The organism is Bradyrhizobium sp. ORS 86 (assembly GCF_045571475.1).
Lineage (GTDB): Bacteria > Pseudomonadota > Alphaproteobacteria > Rhizobiales > Xanthobacteraceae > Bradyrhizobium.
Genome location: NZ_CP120699.1, coordinates 1,779,160 through 1,801,060, shown reverse-complemented (window position 1 = coordinate 1,801,060; position 21,901 = coordinate 1,779,160). Strand labels below are relative to the sequence as shown.

At 63.1% G+C, this 21,901-nt stretch carries 20 protein-coding genes; 2 read left to right on the top strand and 18 right to left on the bottom strand.

Annotated features, from left to right (window positions below):
- Positions 1–132 precede the first annotated feature (132 nt).
- From P6U25_RS08280 to P6U25_RS08250, 7 genes are all read right to left on the bottom strand, one after another.
- Entirely contained in the window at positions 133–1,170 is a 1,038-nt protein-coding gene (locus P6U25_RS08280) for a tagatose 1,6-diphosphate aldolase (RefSeq protein WP_407151006.1), read from the bottom strand.
- Complete coding sequence (locus P6U25_RS08275; protein WP_407151005.1) at positions 1,167–2,126, bottom strand: sugar kinase; 960 nt, start codon at positions 2,124–2,126, stop codon at positions 1,167–1,169. The genes P6U25_RS08280 and P6U25_RS08275 overlap by 4 nt, the downstream gene beginning before the upstream one ends.
- On the bottom strand, positions 2,123–3,196 hold the full coding sequence (locus P6U25_RS08270; protein ID WP_407151004.1) for an ABC transporter ATP-binding protein: 1,074 nt from the start codon (positions 3,194–3,196) through the stop codon (positions 2,123–2,125). Before P6U25_RS08270 ends, P6U25_RS08275 begins: the two co-directional genes overlap by 4 nt.
- A 6-nt stretch (positions 3,197–3,202) precedes the next feature.
- A complete protein-coding gene (locus P6U25_RS08265) occupies positions 3,203–4,207 on the bottom strand; it encodes a zinc-binding dehydrogenase (RefSeq protein WP_407151003.1) in 1,005 nt (334 codons plus the stop codon).
- A gap of 7 nt (positions 4,208–4,214) precedes the next feature.
- Positions 4,215–5,042, bottom strand: coding sequence for a carbohydrate ABC transporter permease (locus P6U25_RS08260; RefSeq protein ID WP_407151002.1), 828 nt, complete (start codon positions 5,040–5,042; stop codon positions 4,215–4,217).
- Between the two features lie 4 nt (positions 5,043–5,046).
- Positions 5,047–5,934, bottom strand: a complete 888-nt coding sequence (locus tag P6U25_RS08255) for a carbohydrate ABC transporter permease (RefSeq protein ID WP_407151001.1) — start codon at positions 5,932–5,934, stop codon at positions 5,047–5,049.
- A 64-nt stretch (positions 5,935–5,998) separates the two neighbouring features.
- The gene (locus P6U25_RS08250) at positions 5,999–7,300 is read right to left on the bottom strand and encodes an extracellular solute-binding protein (protein WP_407151000.1); all 1,302 of its coding nucleotides are present in this window, start codon (positions 7,298–7,300) and stop codon (positions 5,999–6,001) included.
- Positions 7,301–7,487: 187 nt separating this feature from the next.
- Here P6U25_RS08250 and P6U25_RS08245 point away from each other — a divergent pair, with 187 nt between their 5' ends.
- Both P6U25_RS08245 and P6U25_RS08240 read left to right on the top strand, forming a co-directional pair.
- Positions 7,488–8,522, top strand: a complete 1,035-nt coding sequence (locus P6U25_RS08245) for a LacI family DNA-binding transcriptional regulator (protein ID WP_407150999.1) — start codon at positions 7,488–7,490, stop codon at positions 8,520–8,522.
- Between the two features lie 15 nt (positions 8,523–8,537).
- Complete coding sequence (locus tag P6U25_RS08240; protein ID WP_407150998.1) at positions 8,538–9,272, top strand: SDR family NAD(P)-dependent oxidoreductase; 735 nt, start codon at positions 8,538–8,540, stop codon at positions 9,270–9,272.
- A 6-nt stretch (positions 9,273–9,278) separates the two neighbouring features.
- On the opposite strand, the gene rhaI is transcribed toward P6U25_RS08240, so the two are convergent.
- The 11 genes from rhaI to P6U25_RS08185 form a co-directional block, all read right to left on the bottom strand.
- On the bottom strand, positions 9,279–10,568 hold the full coding sequence (gene rhaI, locus P6U25_RS08235) for an L-rhamnose catabolism isomerase (RefSeq protein WP_407150997.1): 1,290 nt from the start codon (positions 10,566–10,568) through the stop codon (positions 9,279–9,281).
- 18 nt (positions 10,569–10,586) lie between these two features.
- A complete protein-coding gene (locus P6U25_RS08230; protein ID WP_407150996.1) occupies positions 10,587–11,435 on the bottom strand; it encodes a TIGR01459 family HAD-type hydrolase in 849 nt (282 codons plus the stop codon).
- The gene (locus P6U25_RS08225) at positions 11,435–12,709 is read right to left on the bottom strand and encodes an FGGY-family carbohydrate kinase (protein WP_407150995.1); all 1,275 of its coding nucleotides are present in this window, start codon (positions 12,707–12,709) and stop codon (positions 11,435–11,437) included. The genes P6U25_RS08230 and P6U25_RS08225 overlap by 1 nt, the downstream gene beginning before the upstream one ends.
- Positions 12,709–13,770, bottom strand: a complete 1,062-nt coding sequence (locus tag P6U25_RS08220; RefSeq protein ID WP_407150994.1) for a class II aldolase/adducin family protein — start codon at positions 13,768–13,770, stop codon at positions 12,709–12,711. The genes P6U25_RS08225 and P6U25_RS08220 overlap by 1 nt, the downstream gene beginning before the upstream one ends.
- A gap of 90 nt (positions 13,771–13,860) precedes the next feature.
- Positions 13,861–14,967 (bottom strand): substrate-binding domain-containing protein, encoded by a 1,107-nt coding sequence (locus tag P6U25_RS08215; RefSeq protein WP_407150993.1) that lies wholly within the window; start codon positions 14,965–14,967, stop codon positions 13,861–13,863.
- 59 nt (positions 14,968–15,026) lie between these two features.
- A complete protein-coding gene (locus P6U25_RS08210; RefSeq protein WP_407150992.1) occupies positions 15,027–15,920 on the bottom strand; it encodes an ABC transporter permease in 894 nt (297 codons plus the stop codon).
- A gap of 60 nt (positions 15,921–15,980) precedes the next feature.
- Positions 15,981–16,982 carry an ABC transporter permease gene (locus tag P6U25_RS08205; protein ID WP_407150991.1) on the bottom strand — a complete coding sequence of 334 codons (1,002 nt, stop codon included), beginning with the start codon at positions 16,980–16,982 and terminating at the stop codon, positions 15,981–15,983.
- Entirely contained in the window at positions 16,982–18,496 is a 1,515-nt protein-coding gene (locus P6U25_RS08200; RefSeq protein ID WP_407150990.1) for a sugar ABC transporter ATP-binding protein, read from the bottom strand. The genes P6U25_RS08205 and P6U25_RS08200 overlap by 1 nt, the downstream gene beginning before the upstream one ends.
- Positions 18,497–18,501: 5 nt before the next feature.
- On the bottom strand, positions 18,502–19,917 hold the full coding sequence (locus P6U25_RS08195; RefSeq protein ID WP_407150989.1) for an FGGY-family carbohydrate kinase: 1,416 nt from the start codon (positions 19,915–19,917) through the stop codon (positions 18,502–18,504).
- Complete coding sequence (locus tag P6U25_RS08190; protein ID WP_407150988.1) at positions 19,914–20,807, bottom strand: sugar phosphate isomerase/epimerase family protein; 894 nt, start codon at positions 20,805–20,807, stop codon at positions 19,914–19,916. The genes P6U25_RS08195 and P6U25_RS08190 overlap by 4 nt, the downstream gene beginning before the upstream one ends.
- 66 nt (positions 20,808–20,873) lie before the next feature.
- Complete coding sequence (locus P6U25_RS08185) at positions 20,874–21,812, bottom strand: ABC transporter substrate-binding protein (RefSeq protein WP_407150987.1); 939 nt, start codon at positions 21,810–21,812, stop codon at positions 20,874–20,876.
- Between the last annotated feature and the right edge of the window lie 89 nt (positions 21,813–21,901).

The window sequence follows — 21,901 nt, the reverse complement described above, 5'->3', positions numbered from 1 at the left end:
CATAACGGTCTGGTTGCAGGTTCGAGTCCTGCCGGGCCCACCAATATCCTCAAGGATATATAATGGTGACGCGCTCAGTCGTGCTGCAAACGTTGCGGTCGAGACAAAGATGACGACGGAGCCGCGACCCTCTCAGTAAGCGCGCGCGAAGTCGCCTTCCTGCTTGATATCGGTGAAAACTGGAAAGCGCGCCTTCCAGGGCGTGCCCTTCGCGGTAGTCAGTTGATTGAGCCGTTTCAGCACGGCAAGACCATCCGTGCGAAGGCTTGCCGAAACCGCAGCACGATCCGGAAAATTCTTCAGGACGGCATCGAGCCAGATGGTGCGGCCGGCGAGGAAGCCGCCGGCACCCGCAGCATAGGCGAAGTCGAGGACACGTTCGAACTTCTCCGGCGCCGCACCACCCGACAGCAGCACCCATGGGATGCTCCGCTCGCGGCAGATGTCGCCGATGACCTCAAACTCCTTCTGCGCAGCTTTGGCCTCCGCGCTGCCGTCACGGGCCGGCAGGCCGTTGGCCGCAAGCGGGCTCTCCAGCTTGAGCAGATCGACACCGTATTCAGGCCGCGCAAACTCTCGCACGCTGTCGATGACGAGACCCGGAAGCTTGCCCGGCGATTCCACGTAATCAGCGGTGTGATTGGCGCTGCCGAGGAACTGATAGACCAGCAGCTCAAGGACGTAGGGGATATCGTGGCGAGCGCATTCCTCGCCGATCTCGCGGACGAAGCGCTTCTGGTGCTCATTCACCGCGGCATCGGCGTCCGGCCGGTACCAGGCCAGCACCTTGACGGCGTCGCCGCCCATGGCGCGGATCTTCTCGACGCTCCAATTGGTGATCGCGCGCGATTTGCGGCCGCCCGCGGTCTCCTCGACGCGATGCTCCTCCAACGTCATGATCAAGCCGCAGCGCGGCGGCAACAGATCGATCGCCGCGGGCACCGCGAAATTTGGGTCGAACAGCATCGAGCTGCAATGCGGCGCGAGGTTCTCGACGAGGAGACGCTTCGCCGCTGTGACGTCGGAATATTCGACCTGGTCCCGCGTGATGCCCCTCACCTTTGCAATGGCATCGAACAGCGGCGGCCGCTGATCCAGCGCGACCATGCGAAAGTGGCCATCCGCGTCAGCAAGCCGTGCCAGGCCGCGGTTCTTTCCAATCGTTCTCATGGCTTCGTCCTCATGAATGCAAGACACTCGTTGATCGTGGGAATTCCGTTGCGGCCGCCGGCGTGGCCGCACTTCATCGCAGCCGTCGCTGCCGAAAACGCCATGGCGGCGCGTACATCGAGGCCGACGCCGATCGCTAGCGCATAGGCGCCGTGGAAGACGTCGCCCGCGCCCGTCGTGTCGACGACATCGACGGCATAGGCCGCCCGCCGATGCAGTTGGCCATTCTCGTACCAGCTCACGCCTGCCTCGCCGCGCGTGACGGCGATGACGCGGCAGCCGAAGCGCGCGAGCGCTGTGAGCGATGTGTCCTGGGCCGATCCGGCAAAGGCGGTGAGCGCGGGCTCGGAGAAGATCGCATGGTCGGTCAGCGGCAGCAGGTGCTCGAACACATCGGCATCGGCCATGTCACCGTCGAGCACCGTCGGAATGCCGCGCGCCCGTGCTTCTCGGAACAGCGTCGCGGCGCCCTCCACCCAGCGCGGATCGGCGAGCACAGAGGATGCGCGAACGACGGCTTCCAGCGGAAGCCAATCCGCGGCCTCCGGATAAGAGCCGCGAAAATTCACGATCTGCCGCTCGCCGGAACTGTCGACAATGATTCCGGAGACCGATGAGCGGCCGTCGGGAAACAGCCGGAAATTCTCGACATCGACACCTTCAGTGACGAAGGCCGATCGCATCTCCTGGCCCGCCGAATCATTTCCCGCCCGCCCCCAGAACGCGACCGAAGCGCCGAGCCGCGCCACCGCGACCGAGGCATTGGCAGCCATGCCGCCACCGATCGTGCCGTAGCCTGCGGCCTTGATCTTCTCGCTCCGGCCCGAGAACAGACGATCGACGCGCCAGACCTGGTCAAGCGCCGATAGCCCAAGGCAGATCACGTGCACGGGCCGGCCCCCGGACGCGACCTCGGCCAGCGCTGAGAGATCTCCGATGTTCGCCGACGCGCTCACCGCAGGACCTGTCCGCTGGCTGCATCGAACAGATGCGTCTTGCCCGGCTGCGGACGCAGGCTGACTTGATCGCCGACCTTCGGTCGTAACGATGGATCGACGCGCGCGATGGCGGAGACACCGGCGAGATCGAAGTGGATCAGCGTATCCGAGCCGAGCGGCTCGACCAGCTTGACGTTGATGGCAATGCCCTCGGCGGCCGCTGTGGCCACGGCAAAATGTTCAGGTCGAATGCCGAGCACGGCAATGCCGGCCTGACGCAGACGGCTTGCGGTCTCACCGTCCAACGGCATCACTGTTCCACCTTGCGAGAGGATTGCACGCTCCTCGCGCCACTCGACCGGGAAGAAATTCATCGCGGGCGAGCCGATGAATCCGGCAACGAACTGATTAGCGGGCCGGCCGTAGACGGTCTCCGGCGTGTCGTATTGCTGGATCGTGCCGCTCTGAAGCACCACGATCCGGTCAGCCATGGTCATGGCCTCGATCTGGTCGTGAGTCACGAAGACCATAGTGGTCTTCAGCTCCTGCGACAGCGCCTTGATCTCGGCGCGCACCTGTCCGCGCAGCTTCGCGTCGAGATTGGACAGCGGCTCGTCGAACAGGAACGCCTTGGGATTGCGCACGATCGCGCGGCCCATGGCGACGCGCTGGCGCTGACCGCCCGAAAGCTCCTTCGGCTTGCGGTCGAGATAGGGCTCGATATGCAGCAGCGCCGCGGCGCGCTTCACGCGAGCCTCGATCTCGGCCTTCGGCGTGCCCCGCAGCTCCAGCGCAAAGGACATATTGTCGTAGACCCGCATGTGTGGATAGAGCGCGTAGTCCTGGAACACCATCGCGATATCGCGCTGTGCAGCCTGCACGCCATTGACCAGCCTGTCGCCGATATAGAGCTCTCCCGATGAAATCTGCTCGAGGCCCGCGATGATCCGCAGCAAGGTCGACTTGCCGCAGCCGGACGGACCGACGAAGACGACGAATTCATGGTCAGCGATCTCCAGATTGAGATCGGGGATTACGGTGAAATTACCGTAACGCTTGACGAGGTTGCGGATCGAGATCGAGGCCATGAACGCTCAATCCAGCGCCAGGACAGGCTTGATCAGTTCGCCCTTGGCGAAGCGGGCGAAGTTCTCGGGCAGAGCCGACAGGCCGAACTCGCCGTCGACAAGGACGCGGTATTCGTCCTTGTACTTGCGGAGCAGCTCGATGTTCGGCTCGAAATCCGAGACCGGGAAATAGAAGGTCCGGATCATGTAGAAGTCCTTGCGGCGGAACACTTTGCCTTCCTCGATGGTCCAGGGCGCAGCATTCTCACCGACCAGCACCAGCGCGCCGCGTGGCAGGACGAGCTCGATGCCGAGATTGCGCGCCGCATGCGCACCGGAACATTCCATGATGAGAGCGAAGCGCTTCGATGTATCGCCAACCGGGTGCACGTTGGCACCGAAGGATTGCGCGATCTTGAGGCGCGCCACGTTCGGGTCGGCCACAAAGATGTCGTTGTAGCCGAGCGCGCGGAGCGCCAGCACGACACCGAGGCCGACAGGTCCCGCCCCCATGACGAGGACCGGCCCGGCCTCGCCCGGCGGCACCACGCGGCTGACGAAGCGCACGGCGTGGCCGGACGTGCCGATGGTATCGAGCAGCAGCGGCGCGACGCTGTCCTCGATATCGTCGGGCACCGACAGCAGGCAGTTTTCCGGCACCGGCACGTATTCGGCGTAGCCGCCCGGCCTGTTCCAGCCGATCAGGCTGGACACTTCCAGGCACATCTGGGTGTCGCCGCGCTTGCAGGCGGCGCAATGGTCACAGTGCAAAGGGATATAGACGGCGCAGCGGTGGCCATGCAGGCGGTGACCTGGCTGCTCGACCACACCGAAAATTTCATGACCCGCAGTGAATTCGGCGCCCTTGTGCCAGAGCTTGAAGTCGGAGCCGCATAGCGCGGTGCGCGAGACGCGCACGAGCACCTCGCCTGTGCCGACATCGGGCATTGCGACGCGCTCGATGGTGATACGGTCATCCCCATGGAAGACCGCGGCCTGCATGATCGAATTCGGTCGAGGTGATAAGTTCATCAGATACCTAGCCTTTCACCGCACCGAGCGTCAGTCCCGACACCAGCCAACGCTGAACCAGGGCCGCCAGCACCAGCGGCGGCAATGCGATCAGCGTCGCCGCGGCCATGAGCGCGCCCCATTGCGTCGAGCCTTCGCCGATGAAGTTGAAGGCCGCCGCGATCAGCGTCTTGGTGTCGCCATTGGAGAGCACCAGCGCAAACAGGAAGTAGTTCCACGAAAAGACAAAGGCGAGAATCGCCGAAACGGCAACGCCCGACGCCACCAGCGGCAGCGCGATGCGCCAGAGGATGCGCGTGACGCTGCACCCATCGACCTGCGCGGCCTCGAAGACGCTGCGCGGAATCCCATCGAAGGATGGCAGCAGAACCCAGATGACGATCGGCAGCGTGATGACCGCGTGACTGAGGATCAGTGCGGTGTAGGAGCCGATCATGCCGACCTGCCGGAACATCACGTACCACGGCAGCAGGAACAGCGTGCCGGGCGCCATGCGCGCCGCAAGCGTCAGGATCGCCGGCCACGAAATGCGCGTCCAGGACACCGCGAAAGCGGCGGGAATCCCAAACAGGAGGCCGAGCGCGGTCGAGCCGACGGTGACGATGAAGCTGTTGAGCGCGTAGCTCAGGAACGGCGTGGTCCTGGTCAGCTCGACGTAGTTGTCCAGCGTCGGCGTGAAGATCAGCGTCGGCGGGTAGGCCGTCACCTCGAAGGACGGCTTGAACGAGGACAGCACCATCCAGACCGTCGGCGCCATGATGAGCACACCGGCCAGCACAAGTTGCGCCGTGTTGAGCCAGCGGATCCAGCGGTCGGTGGTTGCGGCATCCGTCATGACATCACCAAGCCACTGCGCCGCGCAGGCGGTTGAAGGCGAGCACGGCGCCGAACACGATCGCCGTTAGCGTCAGCATCAAGGCGCTGGCATAGCCGATGTTGAAAAATTCGAAGCCGACCCGGAAGCCGTAGATGTTGAGGGTATTTGAGGCATTGCCCGGGCCGCCCTGGGTGGTGATGTAGATGATGTCGAAGAAGCGCAGGAGATCGACGCTGCGCAGAACAGCCGCGGTGACGATAGTCGGCAGCAACAAGGGCAGCGTGATGCGCTGAAACGTCTTGAACGGCGACGCACCGTCGATCTGCGCGGCCTCGTAGACGCTCGACGGCAGGGATTGCAGGCCGCCCAGCACGATCAACGCGACGTAAGGCGTCCACTGCCAGCTATCGATCAGCGCCACGGTCGGAATGACCCAGGTCGGCGAGGCCAGCCAGTCCGACGGCGGCAGGCCAAACGATTGCAGGATATAGTTGGCGGCGCCCAGCGACGGATCGAGGATCACAAGCCACATCATGCCAGCCACCACCGGCGGCATCATGAAGGGCGAAATGAACAGCGAGCGCACGATGCCGGGCAGTCGCTTGGCGTGAAACAGCACGAGCGCGAGCCAAACGCCGAAGACGAGCTGGAGCACGAGCGACAGCACATAAAGCGCGAAGGTGACCCACAGCCCGCGCCAGAACTCGTAGTCGGAGATCAGCTTCGAATAATTGGCGAGCCCGACAAAGGATTGCTTGCCGGTGGAGGAGAAAGTCTGGAAGCCGAGCCAGATCGTGTAGACGACCGGAAACGCGATCATCGCGACCGTGAAGATCACGGCCGGCGCCGAGAGCACCGACATCTCCAGCTTCTGCTGGTCCTGCGTCAATGTCGCAGCCGTGTTCGACATGCGTCCGCTTTCCTTGGATCGTGGGGAGATGCCGACGGGCAGCGAGCCCGCCGGCACCGAGCCGTTACTTCTGGGCGATTAGCGCATCGAGCGCCTTGTCGGCATCCGCACAAGCCTGGTCGATCGGCTTCTGCTTCAGGATCAGATCCTGCACCGCCTGGCCGATGAACTCGCGCGATTCCGGGTTGGCGATGATTGGATAGCCGACCTCCGAGGAGCCTTTCGTGGCGAGCACGTCGAGCGCGGCCTGCCATTCCTTGCGCACCGGCTCCTCATCGATCCACTTGCGATACTCCGGGTCGTTGGCGACGGACGGACGTGGCGGGGCAATGCCCTGGAGCGCCATCTTCTTCTGCACCTCGGGGCTGGTCGCCCACTGCACGAAGTACCAGGCTGCATCCGGTTGCTTGCTGTGCGAGGACACCGCCATGCCCCAACCGATCGTGGTCGGCACCTGGCCGGCCTCAGCCGCGGGGAACGGCAACAGGCCGGTGTCCTTCAGACGCGCCCCACCCTCCATCACGGTGCGCAATTCGTTCGAGGATTCGAACGCCATCGCGGCGCGGCCGCTGCGATAGAGCGCGGAAATCTGCTGGAAGCTGTAGTTGACGACGCCGGGCGGTCCGAAATCGCGCAGCAGCCGGCTATAGGTATCGAGCGCCTCCTTGCCCTTGGCCGAGCAGAGGTTCGATTTGCCGCCTGCGATGTAGCTGCCGCCGATATTGTGCAGCATGTTGCTGAAGGTATAGGCGACCGCGGGCTTGAGCCCGCGCGAGACGAACGGCGTCACTGCGCTGTCGCAGGTTTTGATTTTCCGGGCGGCAGCCTCGACATCCTTGATGGTCTTCGGCGCCTCGATGCCGCACTTCTTGAAGATGTCGGTACGGTAATAGAAGATCGGCCCTTCGATGTTCATCGGCATACTGGTGAGCTTGCCGCTGAAGGTCGCAGCCTTGAGCAGGGCCTGGCTCAGCCCGGCCGGATCGTATTCCTTCGCCACCTCGTTCTTGGCCATCGCCGTGAGATCGGCGTACCAGCCAGCGGCGGCGAACTGCTCACCCTCGCGCGACGGCAGCGTCATGAACACGTCGACCTCGTCGCTGTTGGCGTTCATGACCGTGACCAGGCGCTGGCGCATCTGCTGCTCCTGATAGCCGTCGACCTTCAGGGTCATGCCAGTCAGCTTCTCAAAATCCGCCTTGTAAGTCAGCAGCGCCTGCGACACCGGATTGTTGTTGGCCAGGAACGTGACGGTCTTGCCCTTGAACTTCATCCAGTCGAAATCGGCCGCGCGCGCCTGCGTGGTGACGGCGGCAACTGCGATAACGGGCAACGCGACGCGCGTCGCGAGCATGCTGGCCTTCATCGAACTCTCCTCCCGGCTGGACGCCTTGAACTGGCGGACCTTTTGAACACGTTCGAGTTGTGAAAACGGTTACATCCTAAGCCTCACATCTGCCGTGTCAAGCGGTAGACAAATTGTACACTCTAAGGCAGATTTGGAACATTGCCGCTACCGAGCGGCTCTTTGAGCCGGATGTAACGTTACATTCATGAGACTGACGGACGCCAAGTCTGTGAAGCAGGGCATTCGCGCGGTGGCGGCCCGCGCCGGCGTCTCGACGGCATCCGTCTCGCGCGCCCTCAACAACCCCAATGCCGTAAGTCCCTCCTTGCGCGCGCGCATCGAACAGGCCATCGACGCGCTTGGCTACATCCCGCATGCGCCGGCGCGCATCCTGTCGTCGCGGCGGTCGCGCACCCTCGGCGCGATCGTGCCGACGATCGACAACACCATGTTTGCACGAGGCATCGCCTCGCTTCAGCAGTACCTGTCCTCGGTCGGATACATGCTGTTTCTCACCACGAGCGGTTATGATCTCGATGCTGAACTGGAGCAGGCGCGCAACTTGATCAGCCGCGGCGTCGACGGCCTCGTGCTGCGCGGCGACTGTCATCACGACGGACTGCGCAAGCTGCTCGCCGACAATGCGGTGCCATTCATCAATGTCGGCATCTACCAGCCGGATCGACCCTACCCTTGCGTCGGAACGAACAACGAAGCGGCCGCCTATCGCGCCGCCGCGCACGTTATCGAACTCGGCCACCGCCGCATCGGAATCGTCTCGGCGCTCCAGCGCAACAACGACCGCGCCAGCGCCCGCGTCGCCGGCTTTCGCCGCGCGCTGACCGAAAACAGCCTCGAACTTCCCTCGCGGTGGCATGTCGAGGTGCCCTACACGCTGGATGATGCGCGCGAGGCGGCCCGCCATCTTCTGGGCCTCAAGGAGCGTCCGACGGCCGTGGTGTGCGGCAACGACGTCATCGCATACGGCGTGTTGCTCGAGGCGGAACGCAGCGGCTTTTCGGTGCCGCGCGACCTGTCTGTCGTCGGCTTCGACGACCTCGACTGGAGCCGCCATTTGCGCCCGAGCCTGACCACAATCCATGTTCCGACCGGAGAAACCTGGCGGCGCGCTGGAGAATATCTGGTGCGAAGCCTCGCCGGTGAGCAGACCATCATGCACCGCGAGATCGACTTTTCGCTGGTCGTTCGCGAATCGACGGCTTCGCCGCTCAAATCCTGAAGTGAGACCCTTCCGATGAGTTCGAATTTTTCCTTCGCCCCCGGCTTCCATGCCGTCGTGATCGGCGGCGCTGGCGACATCGGCGCCGCAATCAGCAATCAGTTCTGCGACCTCGGCGCGACGGTGACGGCAACGGGAGCGAACGAGGCCGATCTCGCACGCACCCTTCTCAAGCCACGTGCTGGCATCACCCTCGCGGCACTCGATGTTACCAACAACGACGCCGTCACGTCCTTCGCGCGACAGCACAAGCGCGTGGACGCGCTGGTCAATTGCGCAGGCATTCTCGCACGCGACAAGGAATTCGAGATCGAGACCTTTATGAAGGTGCTCGACGTCAATCTTACCGGCACTTTCCGGACCTGCATGGCGTTCCGCCCGATGCTCGCGGAGCAAAAAGGCTCAATCGTCAATATCGCCTCGATGAATGCCACACTGGCGCTGCCGAGGATTCCCGCCTATTGCGCCAGCAAGGGCGGTGTCGTGATGTTGACCAAGGCACTTGCCTTGAAGTGGGCCGAGGAAGGCATCCGCGTCAACGCGGTTGCGCCTGGCTATATCGAAACCGCGATCAACGCCGCCGGCCGCACCGATCGCGTGCATTATCAGCGCATCGCCGACCGCACCGCGTTCAAGCGCTGGGGACGGCCGGAGGACGTTGCCGGCGCTGTCGCCTTCCTCTGCATGCCAGCCTCGCAATACGCGACCGGCACGGTGGTTGCGGTAGATGGGGGATTTCTTGCGGGGTGAGGGCCCTTAGACGATGCCGCCACCGCCGGCTGCAACGGCGGGACGCTCGGAGGCGACCTTCCTGCGATAGCCGCTGGCGCGATAGGTGGCGACCGGATCGACGGCGCCGCCGGCATTGAGGCGCGCCATCGCCAGGATCGGCTCGACGTCGGTGCGATAAGCGGCCTTCAACGTCTGCGTCGCCATCAACGCGTCATTGTTCTCCTGGTACGCCTCAAGGGCCTTGCGGTCGACCAGGAGCGCTTGAGCATAGGCCCGCTGCACTTCGATTGCCGACAACATCAGGCTCTCAATCGGGTCCGTGACGTTATGGCTCTGGTCGAGCATATGCGCCGGGTCGAAATCCCTCTTCCCGGACTGCTCGGCATCGACCAACTCGTTGAAGACAAGGAACAGCCGATAGGGATCGATCGAGCCTGCGTCCAGGTCGTCGTCGCCGTACTTCGAATCGTTGAAATGGAAGCCACCCAGCTTGCCGAACTGGATCAGGCGCGAGACGATCATTTCGATGTTGACGTTCGGCGCGTGATGGCCAAGGTCGACCAGACAGAAGGCCTTGTCGCCGAGCTCTTTCGCAATGATGTAGTTCGTGCCCCAATCCTGCACGACCGTCGAATAGAAGGCCGGTTCGTACATTTTGTGCTCGGTGAAGAGACGCCAATCGCCGGGCAAGGCAGTGTAGACGGCCTTGACCGAGTCAAGATAGCGCTCGAACGCCCTGGCGAAATTCACCTGCCCCGGGAAGTTCGAGCCGTCCCCGATCCATATGGTCAGCGCCTTGGAGCCGAGCGCCTTGCCGATCTCGATGCATTCGAGATTGTGCTCGACTGCCTGCCGGCGCGTTCCGGCATCGGCATGGGAGAGCGATCCGAACTTGTAGGAATGCTTCTGATCCTTGGCGTCGGAGAAAGTGTTCGAGTTCATCGCGTCGAACCCGAGGCCGTAGCGCGACGCCGCCTGTTTCAATCGCTTCGAATCGGCCTTGTCCCAAGGAATATGCAACGACACGCTTGGCGTGGCGCGGGTCAATTGCTGAATGACCGCGCAATCCTCGATCTTGTCGAAAATATCACGCGGCTCGCCGTCGCCGGGAAAACGGGCGAAGCGTGTTCCCCCCGTTCCGACGCCCCAGGACGGGATCGCCACGGCGAAGGCTTCGACCTTCTTCAGGATGGCGTCGATGTCGATGGCGCGGCGCTGCAACTGCTCGCCCAGCGCCGCATAGTCTGTCCGCAACGTCTTCTCGCGCGCGGCATTGCCTGCGGCCAAGATCTCGCCAGCGATGACATTCTCCATGCAAGCCTCCGGTCCACCTCACCAAACGAATGCCGGGAGAAAATAGTCCGGCGCCGCGCCGTGCTGTCGAAGCAGTTCGGCCTTTTCCGCGCCGGTCAGCATGCCGAGGATGCCCGTGCCGACAAGCACTGTCGGCAGGCCGGCTCTCTGCCCACCGGCAATGTCGTGCTCGATGCTGTCGCCGACGCAGGCCGTGCGGGCCGCAAGCGGACGCCCGAGCATCTCGACGGCAGCCTCGTAGATCTCCGGAAACGGCTTGCCTATCCATGTCACGGGAGCCCCCATCTCGGCATAGACCTCGGCGATCCGTCCCGCGCCGAAGCGCGGCCCGACCTGCGTCAGCATGATCTTGTCGGGATTTGTACAAATGCACGTCACGTTGCGGGCAGCCGCCGGCTCCAGCAGGCGGCGGTAGTGATCCATATCGAAATGATCGCCCATGCTGCCGGACAGGAGCACGATGTCGGCTTCCGCTCCCGATTCCACGATCTCGAGCGGTAACCCCTCCACCGCGGAACGATCGCCCCCTCGCGCCATGAGGAGGCATTTCAGCGGCTGCGCAGCGCTCCGTTCCCTCAGCATCCGATCGAGTCGTTTCCAGGCCACCTCGCCCGACGACAGGAAATAGTCCCAGCTACCGTTCTGGAAACCGAACCCCAGCAGCCGCTGTTCGTTGGGACCGGACCGGCGTCCGGAATTCGACAGCACCAGGATCGTCTTGCCGGCCTGTTTCAGCATGACGAGCGCGTCGACTGCGCCGGGATAGGGCCGCGTGCCATCATGCAGCACACCGAATTGGTCCACGATAAAGCAGTCGAACAGGTCGACGAGGTCCTGAATGCCCCGGGGGATTCGAACGTTATGCATTAGAGAAGCCCGGCGTTGCGCGCGCCCGCAAGCGCGAGCCGCGCTGTTCCGGCCGCAGCCTCTCCCGACACCGCCGTCGGAAACGGCACGCCCAGCATGCGTTGACGAATGCAAGTCCATTGCGGATTGGCCGAACCGCCACCGACGCTGCGCACGGATTTCAGTTTTGGCGCGCCGAGTTCCTCAAGGCGTTGATAACCGAGTTGCTCGATGGCGGCGATGCCTTCGAGCAGGCCCTTGAGAAATTCGTCTGCTTGCGGGGGACGTGGCTCAAGGCGCGGCGGCAACGATGGATCCATGATCGGAAATCGTTCGCCGGGCGAAAGCAGAGGATAGTAATCGAGGCCACTCGGCCGAGACGGATCGATGGTTGCCGACAGGCGCCGCAGGGTGTCCGGATCGAAGAAATGTGCCAACACCCTGCCTCCTGTGTTGGACGCTCCACCCGCAAGCCACATGCCGAGGATATGGTGGCTATAGATACCAAACTCAGGAGCGAAGATTGGCGCAGTCGAGAGCAGCTTGAGGGTGAGCGAGGAGCCAAGCGCGCTCACGCCGTCGCCAGGCGTGCTTGCACCTGTCGCCAAAAACGACGCGCAACCATCCGTCGTGCCGGCGACAATGCAAACGTCCGACGGCAGCCCGAATTCGGCCGCCACCGCGGGCAAGATCGATCCGATCACCGCGCCCGGTGCAAGGACCTGCGGCAGAAATTCCGGCTTCAGCCCGGTGCCGACAATCCATTCCGGCCAGTTGCCGGCGACCGGATCGTAGCCGGACTTCAACGCGTTGTTTTCGTCGGTCACGTCGAAATGGCCGGATAACCTTCCGACAATCCAGTCCGCCTGATGCAGGAGCTTAGCAACGCCGGGGACGCGCTGAAAGAACAGCATCTTCGCCAAGCCGGATGTGGGGCCGTGCGCCGCGCTCTCCGGCGGCATCAGCGGTGCGATGCGAGCCAGCAGGCCGGCGTCCGCGACCTTCTCATTGTACATCAACGGCGCGGCGAGCGGCCGGCCCATCGCATCGACGGGGAGCACCGTGCCAGACGTGCCATCAACGGCCATGGCGCGGACCTTGCTGCCGCCGATCGACCTTACGCAGCCCTGGATGCTGCGCGCGACGGCTGCCCACCAGATGTTCGGATCGCAAGGATCCGCACCGAAATCAGACAAGGAAGCCGTCGCTTGGGCGACAATCGTGCTTGCGGCATCCAAGGCAACGGCACGCGCACCTGACGTACCGATGTCGATGCCGATGACAATCGCGGACATCAGAAGATGCCCCTGGTCGCCGAGGGAACCATGGCGTCGAGCTTCTGCCGATATTTTTCGGCGTCCCAGTTCGTCAGCTCAAGGTTCTCCTCGTTGGTCAGATAGCGCAGAGGGGCACCTTCGGGCACGCGCGCGATGACGTCGGCGAGACACCTCGCCATCGCATCCGCTGCGGGCGTCGCATCCCGGCGCATCAGCACCCCTTTGCCGGGAAAGAGAATCTCTACCGGCGCTGTCCCGAGACGAACGGCAACATCATCCGCAGTCTCGCCGACCCCAGCCGCAACGGAACCGACGCCCAGAAAAATAACGTGATCAGGATAGAGGCTCCCCCCGACCGCCATCGCCGCGCTAGCCGCATCCATCGCGACAGCATGGGCGACATCGCTTGCCGGAAGCCAGTAGTTGTCGCCCGCCAGCTTCGACAGCGCCTCGGCATCACCGGCCGGCGCCAGGCGCGCATCCTGCGTCAGCAACCGCTTCACGCGCGACAGCAGAGCTGCCGTATCAGCGACGGTTTCTGCCGCAACCACCAGTCCGTGATTGCCGAGGACGATGACATCGGGACGCCGCTGCCGGTGTTCGGCGATACCGAGCGCCAGAGGCAGTCCCGGCCGCCTGTACGGCACATAGGCCCAGTTCAATCCGCGCAACCGGTCCTGCAGGATCGGCATCGCGTCCTCACGGACCGCCAGAGCGATGGTGTCGACGCAATGGACGTGCGCGACGACACGCTGCGGCATCAGGGCATGAACTGTGGTCTCGATGGATGGGCGCAGGCCGGAAGGACTTTGATCGGAGAGGGTAAACAACTGGGCCTGTTCGGCCTCCGGTTGCGCGTTCGCAACGGCATCAAGCAGTGGCGCCATTCGCACCGGAACCATGATGTCGCGCTCCCTCGCATGCGCGAGCCACGTGCCCGATGCCTTGATCCAGAGCGTATCGCCGTCCTTGAGCGAGGTGTTGCCGCCGGCGGCCTGGGTCAGCAGCGAGTCGGCGCCGATGAGCGCGGAAAAGTCGCGCAACGCCTGAAGTTCCGTGCGCCAGTCCAAAGGCTTCATGGATTGAGTCATCGATATGCCAGTACGCCGCCTCGGCGGCCGTCGTGCGATCGTTGCGGGGAGGCGCACCATGCGCCTCCCGACTTTCGATCAGAAGTCGAAGTTATTGATGTTGTCCTTGTTGAAAACTGTCGGCGAGCCGAGCAGAATTTCCGAGCCATTGATGACCTTGAGGTCACCCAGTTTGCCGGCCTTCACCGAGGTCGCGCCTGGCTGCAGGGTACCGTCAGCCACGGCGCGCAGCACATAGGCTGCCGCATAGCCGAGATCGACCGGATTCCACAGCACCACCGACTTTACGCAGCCGGACGAAACATAGGGTTTCATCGCATTCGGAGTCGCCAGGCCGACGACGGTGACCTGGCCGCACTTCTTCGCTTGCGTCACCGCATCGGCGGCGGCTGGAGTCGCGACGGACGTCATGCCGAAGATGCCCTTCAATTCGTCGCCATACTTGTTGATGAGCGTATTGGACTGGTTGAAGGACAGGATGTTGTCTTCCTGTGCTTCAACCGTTTCCAGCCACTTCATCTTAGGGTGGCATTTCTGCTGATACGCGGCCATTTCGGCAATCCAGCGCGCCTGGTTAGGTGTGGTGAAGGTGGAGGTCACGATGGCGAAAGCCCCCTCCTCACCGATCCCGGCGGCCATCGAGTCCACCATCGTCTTGGCGATGCCGTTGAACTCGGCCTGGTTGACGAACCACTGCCGTGCACTTGGCTCGGAGTTGGCGTCGTAACCGACGACGTTGATGCCCGCGCGCAGCGCCTTCTTGAGGACGGGCGAGATCGCCACCGGATCGTTCGCGGCAAAAAGGATGCCGTCGACGCCGCTGGTAATGTAGTTGTCGATCAGCGTGATCTGGTCGTCGATGTTGGCCTTGCTCGGACCGTCGGTCTTGGCCTTCATCGTGCCCATTTCCTTGGCCGCGTCCGCAATGCCCTTGGACGTCGCGTTGAAGTAGCCGATCCCGACCAGTTTCGGCACATCGACGACGTTCAACGTCTTGCCCTTTCGGTCAGGGGCCTTGCTCGGCTGACCACCGTCATACGGCTTCGGCTCGGCCTTCGCCGGTGTCGCATCGCAAGCCAGCGGATTGGTCGGCAGGTCGTCGCCGCCGGTCCAAGGCGAAGCGGCATGACTGAGGCCGGTCGATAACGATAGCGCCAACAGCGCAGACAGAAGAGTTCTACCCATTGTTTCCTCCAGTGTTGTCCGGTCACTTCGCGCGGCAATGAGCAACGACGTTCTCCGAGCTATCGAGCGCCGCTTCTCTCGAAAAGGTTGCTGACCAGGATCGCCAGGATCAGTACGACGCCGATCAGCATGATCGTGCCGTCGCCTTTGACGCCGGCGAGCGATAGACCATTCTTGAGCGCCTGGACCAGGCAGAGCCCGATGACCGTACCGAGAACGGTGCCCCGCCCGCCAAAGATCGACGTGCCACCAAGGACGACCGCGGTGATGGCGTCGAGCTCGATGCCGGTGCCCATGTCCGAGCGAGTCGTCGAGACGCGCGACACGAAAATCACCGCCGCTACCGCCGCGGTGAAACCGGACGCGGTGTACAGGGCAAGCTTCGTCCCCTCGACGGAGAGACCGGAAAATCGTGCCGCAATCTCGTTGAATCCGATGACATACACGGTTCGGCCGCAGCGCGTGTAGGTAAGGACAATGGAAGCCGTGATCGCGGCCAGAAGCAGGATCCAAAGCTGTGTCGGCACGCCGAGAACTTGTCCCTGACCCAGCACGCAGAACCATTCGGGGTAGCCGCGCACCGAACGCGCCTGGCTGATGCCCTCTGCCAGACCGTGATAGAGCGCCAGCGTTGCCAGCGTCGCGATTAGCGGCGGCACCTTGAAGCGCGTGATAATGATCCCGTTGACCAGGCCGGCGAGAGTGCCGACAGCGATCGCTGCGACGGCGGTCAAGGGCAAAGGCAGACCGACGTTGTGCCAGAACACGCCCGTCAGGATCGCCGAGAGGCCAAGGATCGAGCCCACCGAGAGATCGATACCGCCTGTCGCGATGATGAAGGTCATGGTGATCGCGATCAGACCTGTCTCGGTCATCAGACGACCCTGATTCAGCAGGTTCTGTATCGTGAAGAACTTGTCCGACTGAAAGGACAAGACGGCCAGCACCAGCACCAGCAGCAGTGCCAGCAAGGTCTCGTGGCGGATGAAGGATCGAAGCGTCATCGCCCCTCCTTACGCGCTGCGACGGCGGCGCAGCATGTCGGCCAGCACGGTCACCAGGATGAGCAGGCCGATGACCGCGCGCAGCCAATAAGCCGAGACATTGGTGAAAATCAGCGCCGATCCGATCGTCGCGAACAGGATCGCCGCCAGTGTAGAACCGACGACCGTTCCGCTGCCGCCCAGGATCGAGGCGCCTCCGATGACCGCAGCCGTGATGATGGTCAGCTCCAGGTTCGGCGGCACGGTGGACTGGATCACCTGAAGCTGTGTGGCGAAGAGGATCGTCGCGAGCCCTGCAAAGAAACCGTGGATGATGAACACCGCTACGGTGCGCCGTTCGGCCGGTATGCCGCTGGCCACCGCGGCCTCGGGATTCCCGCCGAGCGCATAGAGCGATCGCCCGAAGGCGAAATAGCGCATCCAAGCTGCAGCCGCGAGCGTCAGCACCACCATCGCGACCAGCGGCACCGGAATGCCAAGGAGCCTCTTCTGCGCGATCAGGAAGTCCGGCGGCAGGTTGGATATCCAGGTCCCGCCGGTGACGCTGATGAGGCCGCCACGCAGGATGGACAATGCCCCCAGCGTCACCACGATCGAGGGGATCTTGGCGTAGGCGACGAGCACGCCGATGACCGCGTTGATCGCCATGCCGACCAGCACGGGGACGAACCATGCCACCCAGACCGGATAGCCGGCGACCGCGAGCGTCCCCGAGATCGTCGCCAGCACGCCAATCAGCGCGCCGACGGAAACATCGATGTTGCCGGTGACGATGACCATCGACATGCCGATCGCGGCCACCGCGATATAGGCGTTGCCGGCGAAGATCGAGGTCAGGTTGTTGGCGCTTATGAAGCGCGGATTGATCAATGTGACGACCACGAACAGAGCGATGATCGCAGCGAACACCACGACCTCCTGTCCATAGTCCGACATCAGGCGTTTCAGGCCGCCGAGGCGCGGCTTTCGCTGCGGGCGGGCAGACGACAGCTCAACTCCGGTCACGGCCATCACGCTGCCTCCGCCGGCTTCCGTGCCGTCATCGCGGCCCCGACGCGCTCAGGTGTCGCCTCGGCGCGGTCGAGCACATCCGTGATCCTTCCGTCGCTCATCACCAGCACCCGGTCGCTCATGCCGAGCACTTCAGGCAGTTCGCTGGAGATCATCAGGATGGCCACGCCCTGCTTGACGAGCTCGCCCATGACCGAATGGATCTCCGACTTCGCCCCGACGTCGACGCCGCGGGTCGGCTCATCGAGAATGAGGATGCGCGGGTTCGTCTGCAGCCATTTGGCAATCACGACTTTCTGCTGGTTGCCGCCCGAAAGCTGCCCAACGGGCTGGTCGATCGTCCGACACCGAATGCCGAGCCGTTTGACCGCGGCCAAGGCACGCGAGGCCTCTTCACGCGCCTTCAGGAAGATGCCGCTCGATACCTCCTCGAGAGTCGCCATGGTCACATTCTTGCGCACCGCCATCGGCTTGACCAATCCCTGCAAACCGCGGTCTTCGGGCACATAGGCGATACCGAGATCGCGCGCCTGTACTGGCGATCCAATCGACACCGGCCTGCCGTCAAGCAGGATCTCCCCGGACGTCGCCGGCGTCATGCCGAAGAGTGTGAGTGCCAGCTCCGTCCGGCCCGAACCGACAAGGCCGGCCACGCCGAGAATCTCGCCCTTGCGCAGCGCGAACGAGATGTCGCGGACATGCCGGCCATGATTGAGGTCCTTCACTTCCAGCACCGTTTCGCCGATGGAAACGTCGAGCTTGGGGAACAGACTCTCGATCGAACGGCCAACCATGAGCGAAACCAGCCCGGCTTCGTCGACGTCGCCGATATCCCTGGTCGCCACGAAGGCTCCGTCGCGCAGCACCGTGACACGGTCGGCCAAGGCAAAGATCTCGGATATGCGGTGGCTCACGTAAATGATGCCGACACCGCGGACGCGCAACTGGCGTACGATATCCATGAGCCGGCGCACATCGGCCTCGACGAGGGAAGCTGTCGGCTCGTCCATGATCAGCACCCGCGCGTTTTTCGACAGCGCCTTGGCGATCTCCACGCGCTGGCGCTGGGCGACGGATAGCGACAGCACTTTGGCATCGACATCGAGATCGTGGGTGTCGAGTGAATCGAGCAGCTCACGCGTGCGCGAACGCACCTCGGCCCAATCGATGATGCCGATCGACGTGCGCGGGTAGTTGCCGAGAAACACGTTCTCAGCCACCGAAAGCTCGGGAAAGAGCAGCAGCTCCTGATAGACGGTCGCGATACCCGCGGCCGTCGCGTCGCGGGGCGACGTGAACTTCACGCTCTTGCCGTCGATGATCATCGTGCCGGTATCGGGCGTGTAGAGGCCCGACAGAATCTTGATCAGCGTCGACTTGCCCGCGCCGTTCTCGCCGAGCAGCGCGTGTACCTCGCCCGGGCGCACGTCGAAGCTGACATCCTTAAGCACCTTCACACCGGCAAAAGCCTTGGAAATGCCACTCAATGTCACGAAGGCGGGCGTATCAGCCATTCCGCTTACTCCAGTCCCGCAGCGCGGCGCGCCCTTGCCCGCGCCGCACGCGCAAGCTCGCGCCACCGGTCGCGGTAGGCCTCGAGCCCTGCGATGCAGCTCGCAGCGACAGGCACGGTCTCGTCCTTGAACGGAAACAAACCTCGCGCCTTGAAGGCTAGTGCAGCGGCGCCCGTGGCGGATCCCTCGCTCATGGTGCTGCGGACCACCGCCTGCCCGAGGCGGAGCTGCGCCAGCATGGAGGTGTAGAGGTCGATCTTCGCTAGGCCGCCATCGACCACCACCTTGTTGGTCGAGCGAATCAAGTCGAGCGACAAATCGGTCATCATCACGACATAGAGCGCGGCGACGGCGGCGCGCTCCTCGCCCGCGACATCGCCGCCGACGATTTCACCCCTGATCTCTGGGAACGGCCCCCCGGCAGCCCATGACGGCAGTGCGAACACGCCGCGCGCCATCACTGCCTCAACCGCGGCCTGACCGATCGGCCTTGTCCAGCCGCCGCTGATCAGGTCGTACTCACGGCCGCCCATGAAGCGCAGTGACGGCGCCGGCTCACCGTCGACCGTCACGTTGGACAGCATGTCGCGCTCTTCGTCGAGCGCGTTCAGCGGACAATCGAGATTGATGATGATGACCCAGGTTCCGGTCGAGACGATCGTGAAATGTTCGAGCCCGGTCATCCGGTAGTAGGCGAGCGCCGAATTGGAATCATGAACTCCATTGTGAACGTTGATGACCTTCGTCGAGCCCTCATCGAGGCGCACGGTCGTCTGGCCAACGATGGCGCCGGAAGGAACGATTGCCGGGAACCTGGAGCGCCACCCCAGACGGTCGACCAGCGAGCTGTAATCGCGCTTCAGCGGCGCCCAGAGCTGGTTATGCGCACCGAGATAGGAATACTCGGAGACATGCCGGCCTGTGAATCGCCAGACCCAGTATTGCGGGTAGCACAGGATCGACTGGGTTTCGGCGAAGGCATGCGGCTCCTCTTCCGCGAGCCAGAAGATGTGGCGTGCGATGCAAAACCCCAACGGCAGATGCGGTGTGTAGGTTTCGGAAAAGGCGGGCAGGATCGGCGCGACCTTTGCGGCAATTGCGTCGGGAATCTCCTGCTCGTAATCGAGAATTGGATGCAGCAATCCCGTGTCCCCACGCACCAGCGCGAAGGTGCAGCCGTGAGCAGAGATCATGAGCCCGGTCACGTCGTGCCTTGCCACCACATCTGACAACTCCTGACTCATCCAGTGGAAGAGGTGCTGCTCGTCCAGCACCGCTCTCCCCTTGTGGGAGCCCCAAACCGGCCTGCTGCGCCGCTCGTCCATAACGGCGCCGTCCTCCGAAAAGACAAACAGCTTGGAGTTTGTCTTCCCGAGATCGAATACGGCAAGCGAACCGCTTTGCGATGCAGGTGTCGTCACGGCCGGTGTTCCGCTTTGACGAGCGCGTGCTTCCGACGTGCCGTTTCCAGGCCGACGTCGATGAAACGCCGCGCATGCGCGGCAAGATCCCTGTTGTCGGACCAGAGGTTGCGCCAGATCGCCGTCTTGCGCGACAGGTTCTGATCCACGATCTTCGAGGAGAAGGATTCGAAGGTGATGTCCTTTGAATAGCCGATGTCGATGAGGGCATCGAACACCGACGGCCAGTCAATGCTGCCGGTCCCGAGATAGCCACGATGGCTTTCGCCAATGTGGAAATAGCCGATCTTGTCCCTGGCATGCCGTATCGCGAGCGCCACATCGGCCTCCTCGATATTCATGTGGAAGGTGTCAAGATGCAGGAAGATGTTGTCCGAACCCGAGGTCTCGATATAGGCGAGGCCCTGGGCCGCGGTGTTGAGCAGGTTGCATTCGAATCGATTAACCAACTCCACGTTCAGCGAAACACCGGCCCTCTTGGCTCGTTCTGCGACGCCCGCCAGCGTATGGGCGCTGCGATTCCATCCGTCCGTCGTCGGCACGTCGGTCTGCAGGCCGTGGCTTGTCTGCAGGATACCGGCAAGCGTGCCGCCGCCGATATCCCGCGTTAGCGCGACCATCCGATCGAGAATGGCGACGCCGCGCGCGGCAACATCCTTATCGGCACTGGAAATATCACCGTCCGCCGGCAGCCCGATGCTGGTCGCGACGCCAAGTCCGAGCGATGCGATCCGCTTGGCCAGCCGATCGATGTCGACATTGGCCGGATCGAGATAGGAGAATTCGATCAGATCGAAACCCGCCTCTTTGGTGTTCTCCAGGGTGCGATCCAGCGCGACCTGATCCGAGCTAGCCGACCAGACGAAGGAATGAATGCCCACATGAGCCATGGTGCTGCTTCCCGTTGAGGTCAGAACGCCCGGCCGCCGTGGCGCGGCCGGGCCCGTCGAGGCGTGTTAGCGGGCTGCGGTCCAGCCTTTATAGTCCTTGAGGTTTTCGGCCGTGATCAGTTTCGGATCGAGCAGAACGGTTGGCTCGGCCGGCTTCTTGCCGGCAAGGACCTCCGCCGCCATGTTGAGCGACTGTCCGGCCATGACATACGGATCCTGCGAGGCCGATGCCTTGATCAGCGACTTGCCGCTGGCGAACTCCTTCTCGATATCGGGCGCGCCGTCGACCGCCGTGATGATGAACTCCTTGCGGTTTAGCTGGCGAGCGGCAAGCTGCGCGCCGATCGCCGTCGGATCGTTGATGGCGAAGACCGCATCGATTTTGTCGAAGCGGGTCAGCAGGGCCTGAAAGACCTTCAGACCACCGTCACGCGAGCCTTCCGCGTTCTGGTCGTCCGACAGGATCTTGATGTCAGGATACTTGGTCAGCAACTTCTTGCAGCCCTGCACGCGGTCGAGAATGGACGACGAGGCCGGGCCGTTGATGATGATGTAGTTGCCCTTGCCGCCCGTTCGGTCGACCAGATACTGGCAGGCCTCCTCGCCCGCCTTGATGTTGTTGGTCATCACCGTGACGTCGGCGCCGGGCGCCGACACGTCGAATGCGGCGACGACAATTCCGGCCGCTTGCGCCTTCTTGACCGCGGGCGCAATCGCCTTCGCATCAACGGCGTTCAGCATGATCACATCGACACCAGCGGCGATGAAGCTGTCGACCTGCGAGACCTGCTTGTTGAGGTCATAGTCGGCGGACACGGACGTGACCTGGACTTTCGGATTGATCTTCTTGGCGGCGTCCTCAATGCCCTTGATAGTGGCGACGAAGAACGGATTGCCGAGCAAGCCGACCGAGATACCGACCTTATTGAGTTCCTTGGCGGATGCAGGGGCAAGCGCGATCGACGCCATGGCGGTGGCGCAGAGCAGTCTGGTGACGAACTTCATTTGGTTTCCTCCGATGGTGCCGCACCTGTCGCGGTGCGTTGTGTAAAGCCTGACGAGGGTCGCTTCGCGGAGTTGGCCGAGAACGCAAC

What these genes read in the sequence shown, in the direction of transcription:
- P6U25_RS08280 (WP_407151006.1), bottom strand. Translation starts at nt 1,170, where the DNA reads ATGAGAACGATTGGAAAGAACCGCGGCCTGGCACGGCTTGCTGACGCG.
- P6U25_RS08270 (WP_407151004.1), bottom strand. Translation starts at nt 3,196, where the DNA reads ATGGCCTCGATCTCGATCCGCAACCTCGTCAAGCGTTACGGTAATTTC.
- P6U25_RS08265 (WP_407151003.1), bottom strand. Translation starts at nt 4,207, where the DNA reads ATGAACTTATCACCTCGACCGAATTCGATCATGCAGGCCGCGGTCTTC.
- P6U25_RS08260 (WP_407151002.1), bottom strand. Translation starts at nt 5,042, where the DNA reads ATGACGGATGCCGCAACCACCGACCGCTGGATCCGCTGGCTCAACACG.
- P6U25_RS08255 (WP_407151001.1), bottom strand. Translation starts at nt 5,934, where the DNA reads ATGTCGAACACGGCTGCGACATTGACGCAGGACCAGCAGAAGCTGGAG.
- P6U25_RS08250 (WP_407151000.1), bottom strand. Translation starts at nt 7,300, where the DNA reads ATGAAGGCCAGCATGCTCGCGACGCGCGTCGCGTTGCCCGTTATCGCA.
- P6U25_RS08245 (WP_407150999.1), top strand. Translation starts at nt 7,488, where the DNA reads ATGAGACTGACGGACGCCAAGTCTGTGAAGCAGGGCATTCGCGCGGTG.
- P6U25_RS08240 (WP_407150998.1), top strand. Translation starts at nt 8,538, where the DNA reads ATGAGTTCGAATTTTTCCTTCGCCCCCGGCTTCCATGCCGTCGTGATC.
- rhaI (WP_407150997.1), bottom strand. Translation starts at nt 10,568, where the DNA reads ATGGAGAATGTCATCGCTGGCGAGATCTTGGCCGCAGGCAATGCCGCG.
- P6U25_RS08230 (WP_407150996.1), bottom strand. Translation starts at nt 11,435, where the DNA reads ATGCATAACGTTCGAATCCCCCGGGGCATTCAGGACCTCGTCGACCTG.
- P6U25_RS08225 (WP_407150995.1), bottom strand. Translation starts at nt 12,709, where the DNA reads ATGTCCGCGATTGTCATCGGCATCGACATCGGTACGTCAGGTGCGCGT.
- P6U25_RS08220 (WP_407150994.1), bottom strand. Translation starts at nt 13,770, where the DNA reads ATGAAGCCTTTGGACTGGCGCACGGAACTTCAGGCGTTGCGCGACTTT.
- P6U25_RS08215 (WP_407150993.1), bottom strand. Translation starts at nt 14,967, where the DNA reads ATGGGTAGAACTCTTCTGTCTGCGCTGTTGGCGCTATCGTTATCGACC.
- P6U25_RS08205 (WP_407150991.1), bottom strand. Translation starts at nt 16,982, where the DNA reads ATGGCCGTGACCGGAGTTGAGCTGTCGTCTGCCCGCCCGCAGCGAAAG.
- P6U25_RS08200 (WP_407150990.1), bottom strand. Translation starts at nt 18,496, where the DNA reads ATGGCTGATACGCCCGCCTTCGTGACATTGAGTGGCATTTCCAAGGCT.
- P6U25_RS08190 (WP_407150988.1), bottom strand. Translation starts at nt 20,807, where the DNA reads ATGGCTCATGTGGGCATTCATTCCTTCGTCTGGTCGGCTAGCTCGGAT.
- P6U25_RS08185 (WP_407150987.1), bottom strand. Translation starts at nt 21,812, where the DNA reads ATGAAGTTCGTCACCAGACTGCTCTGCGCCACCGCCATGGCGTCGATC.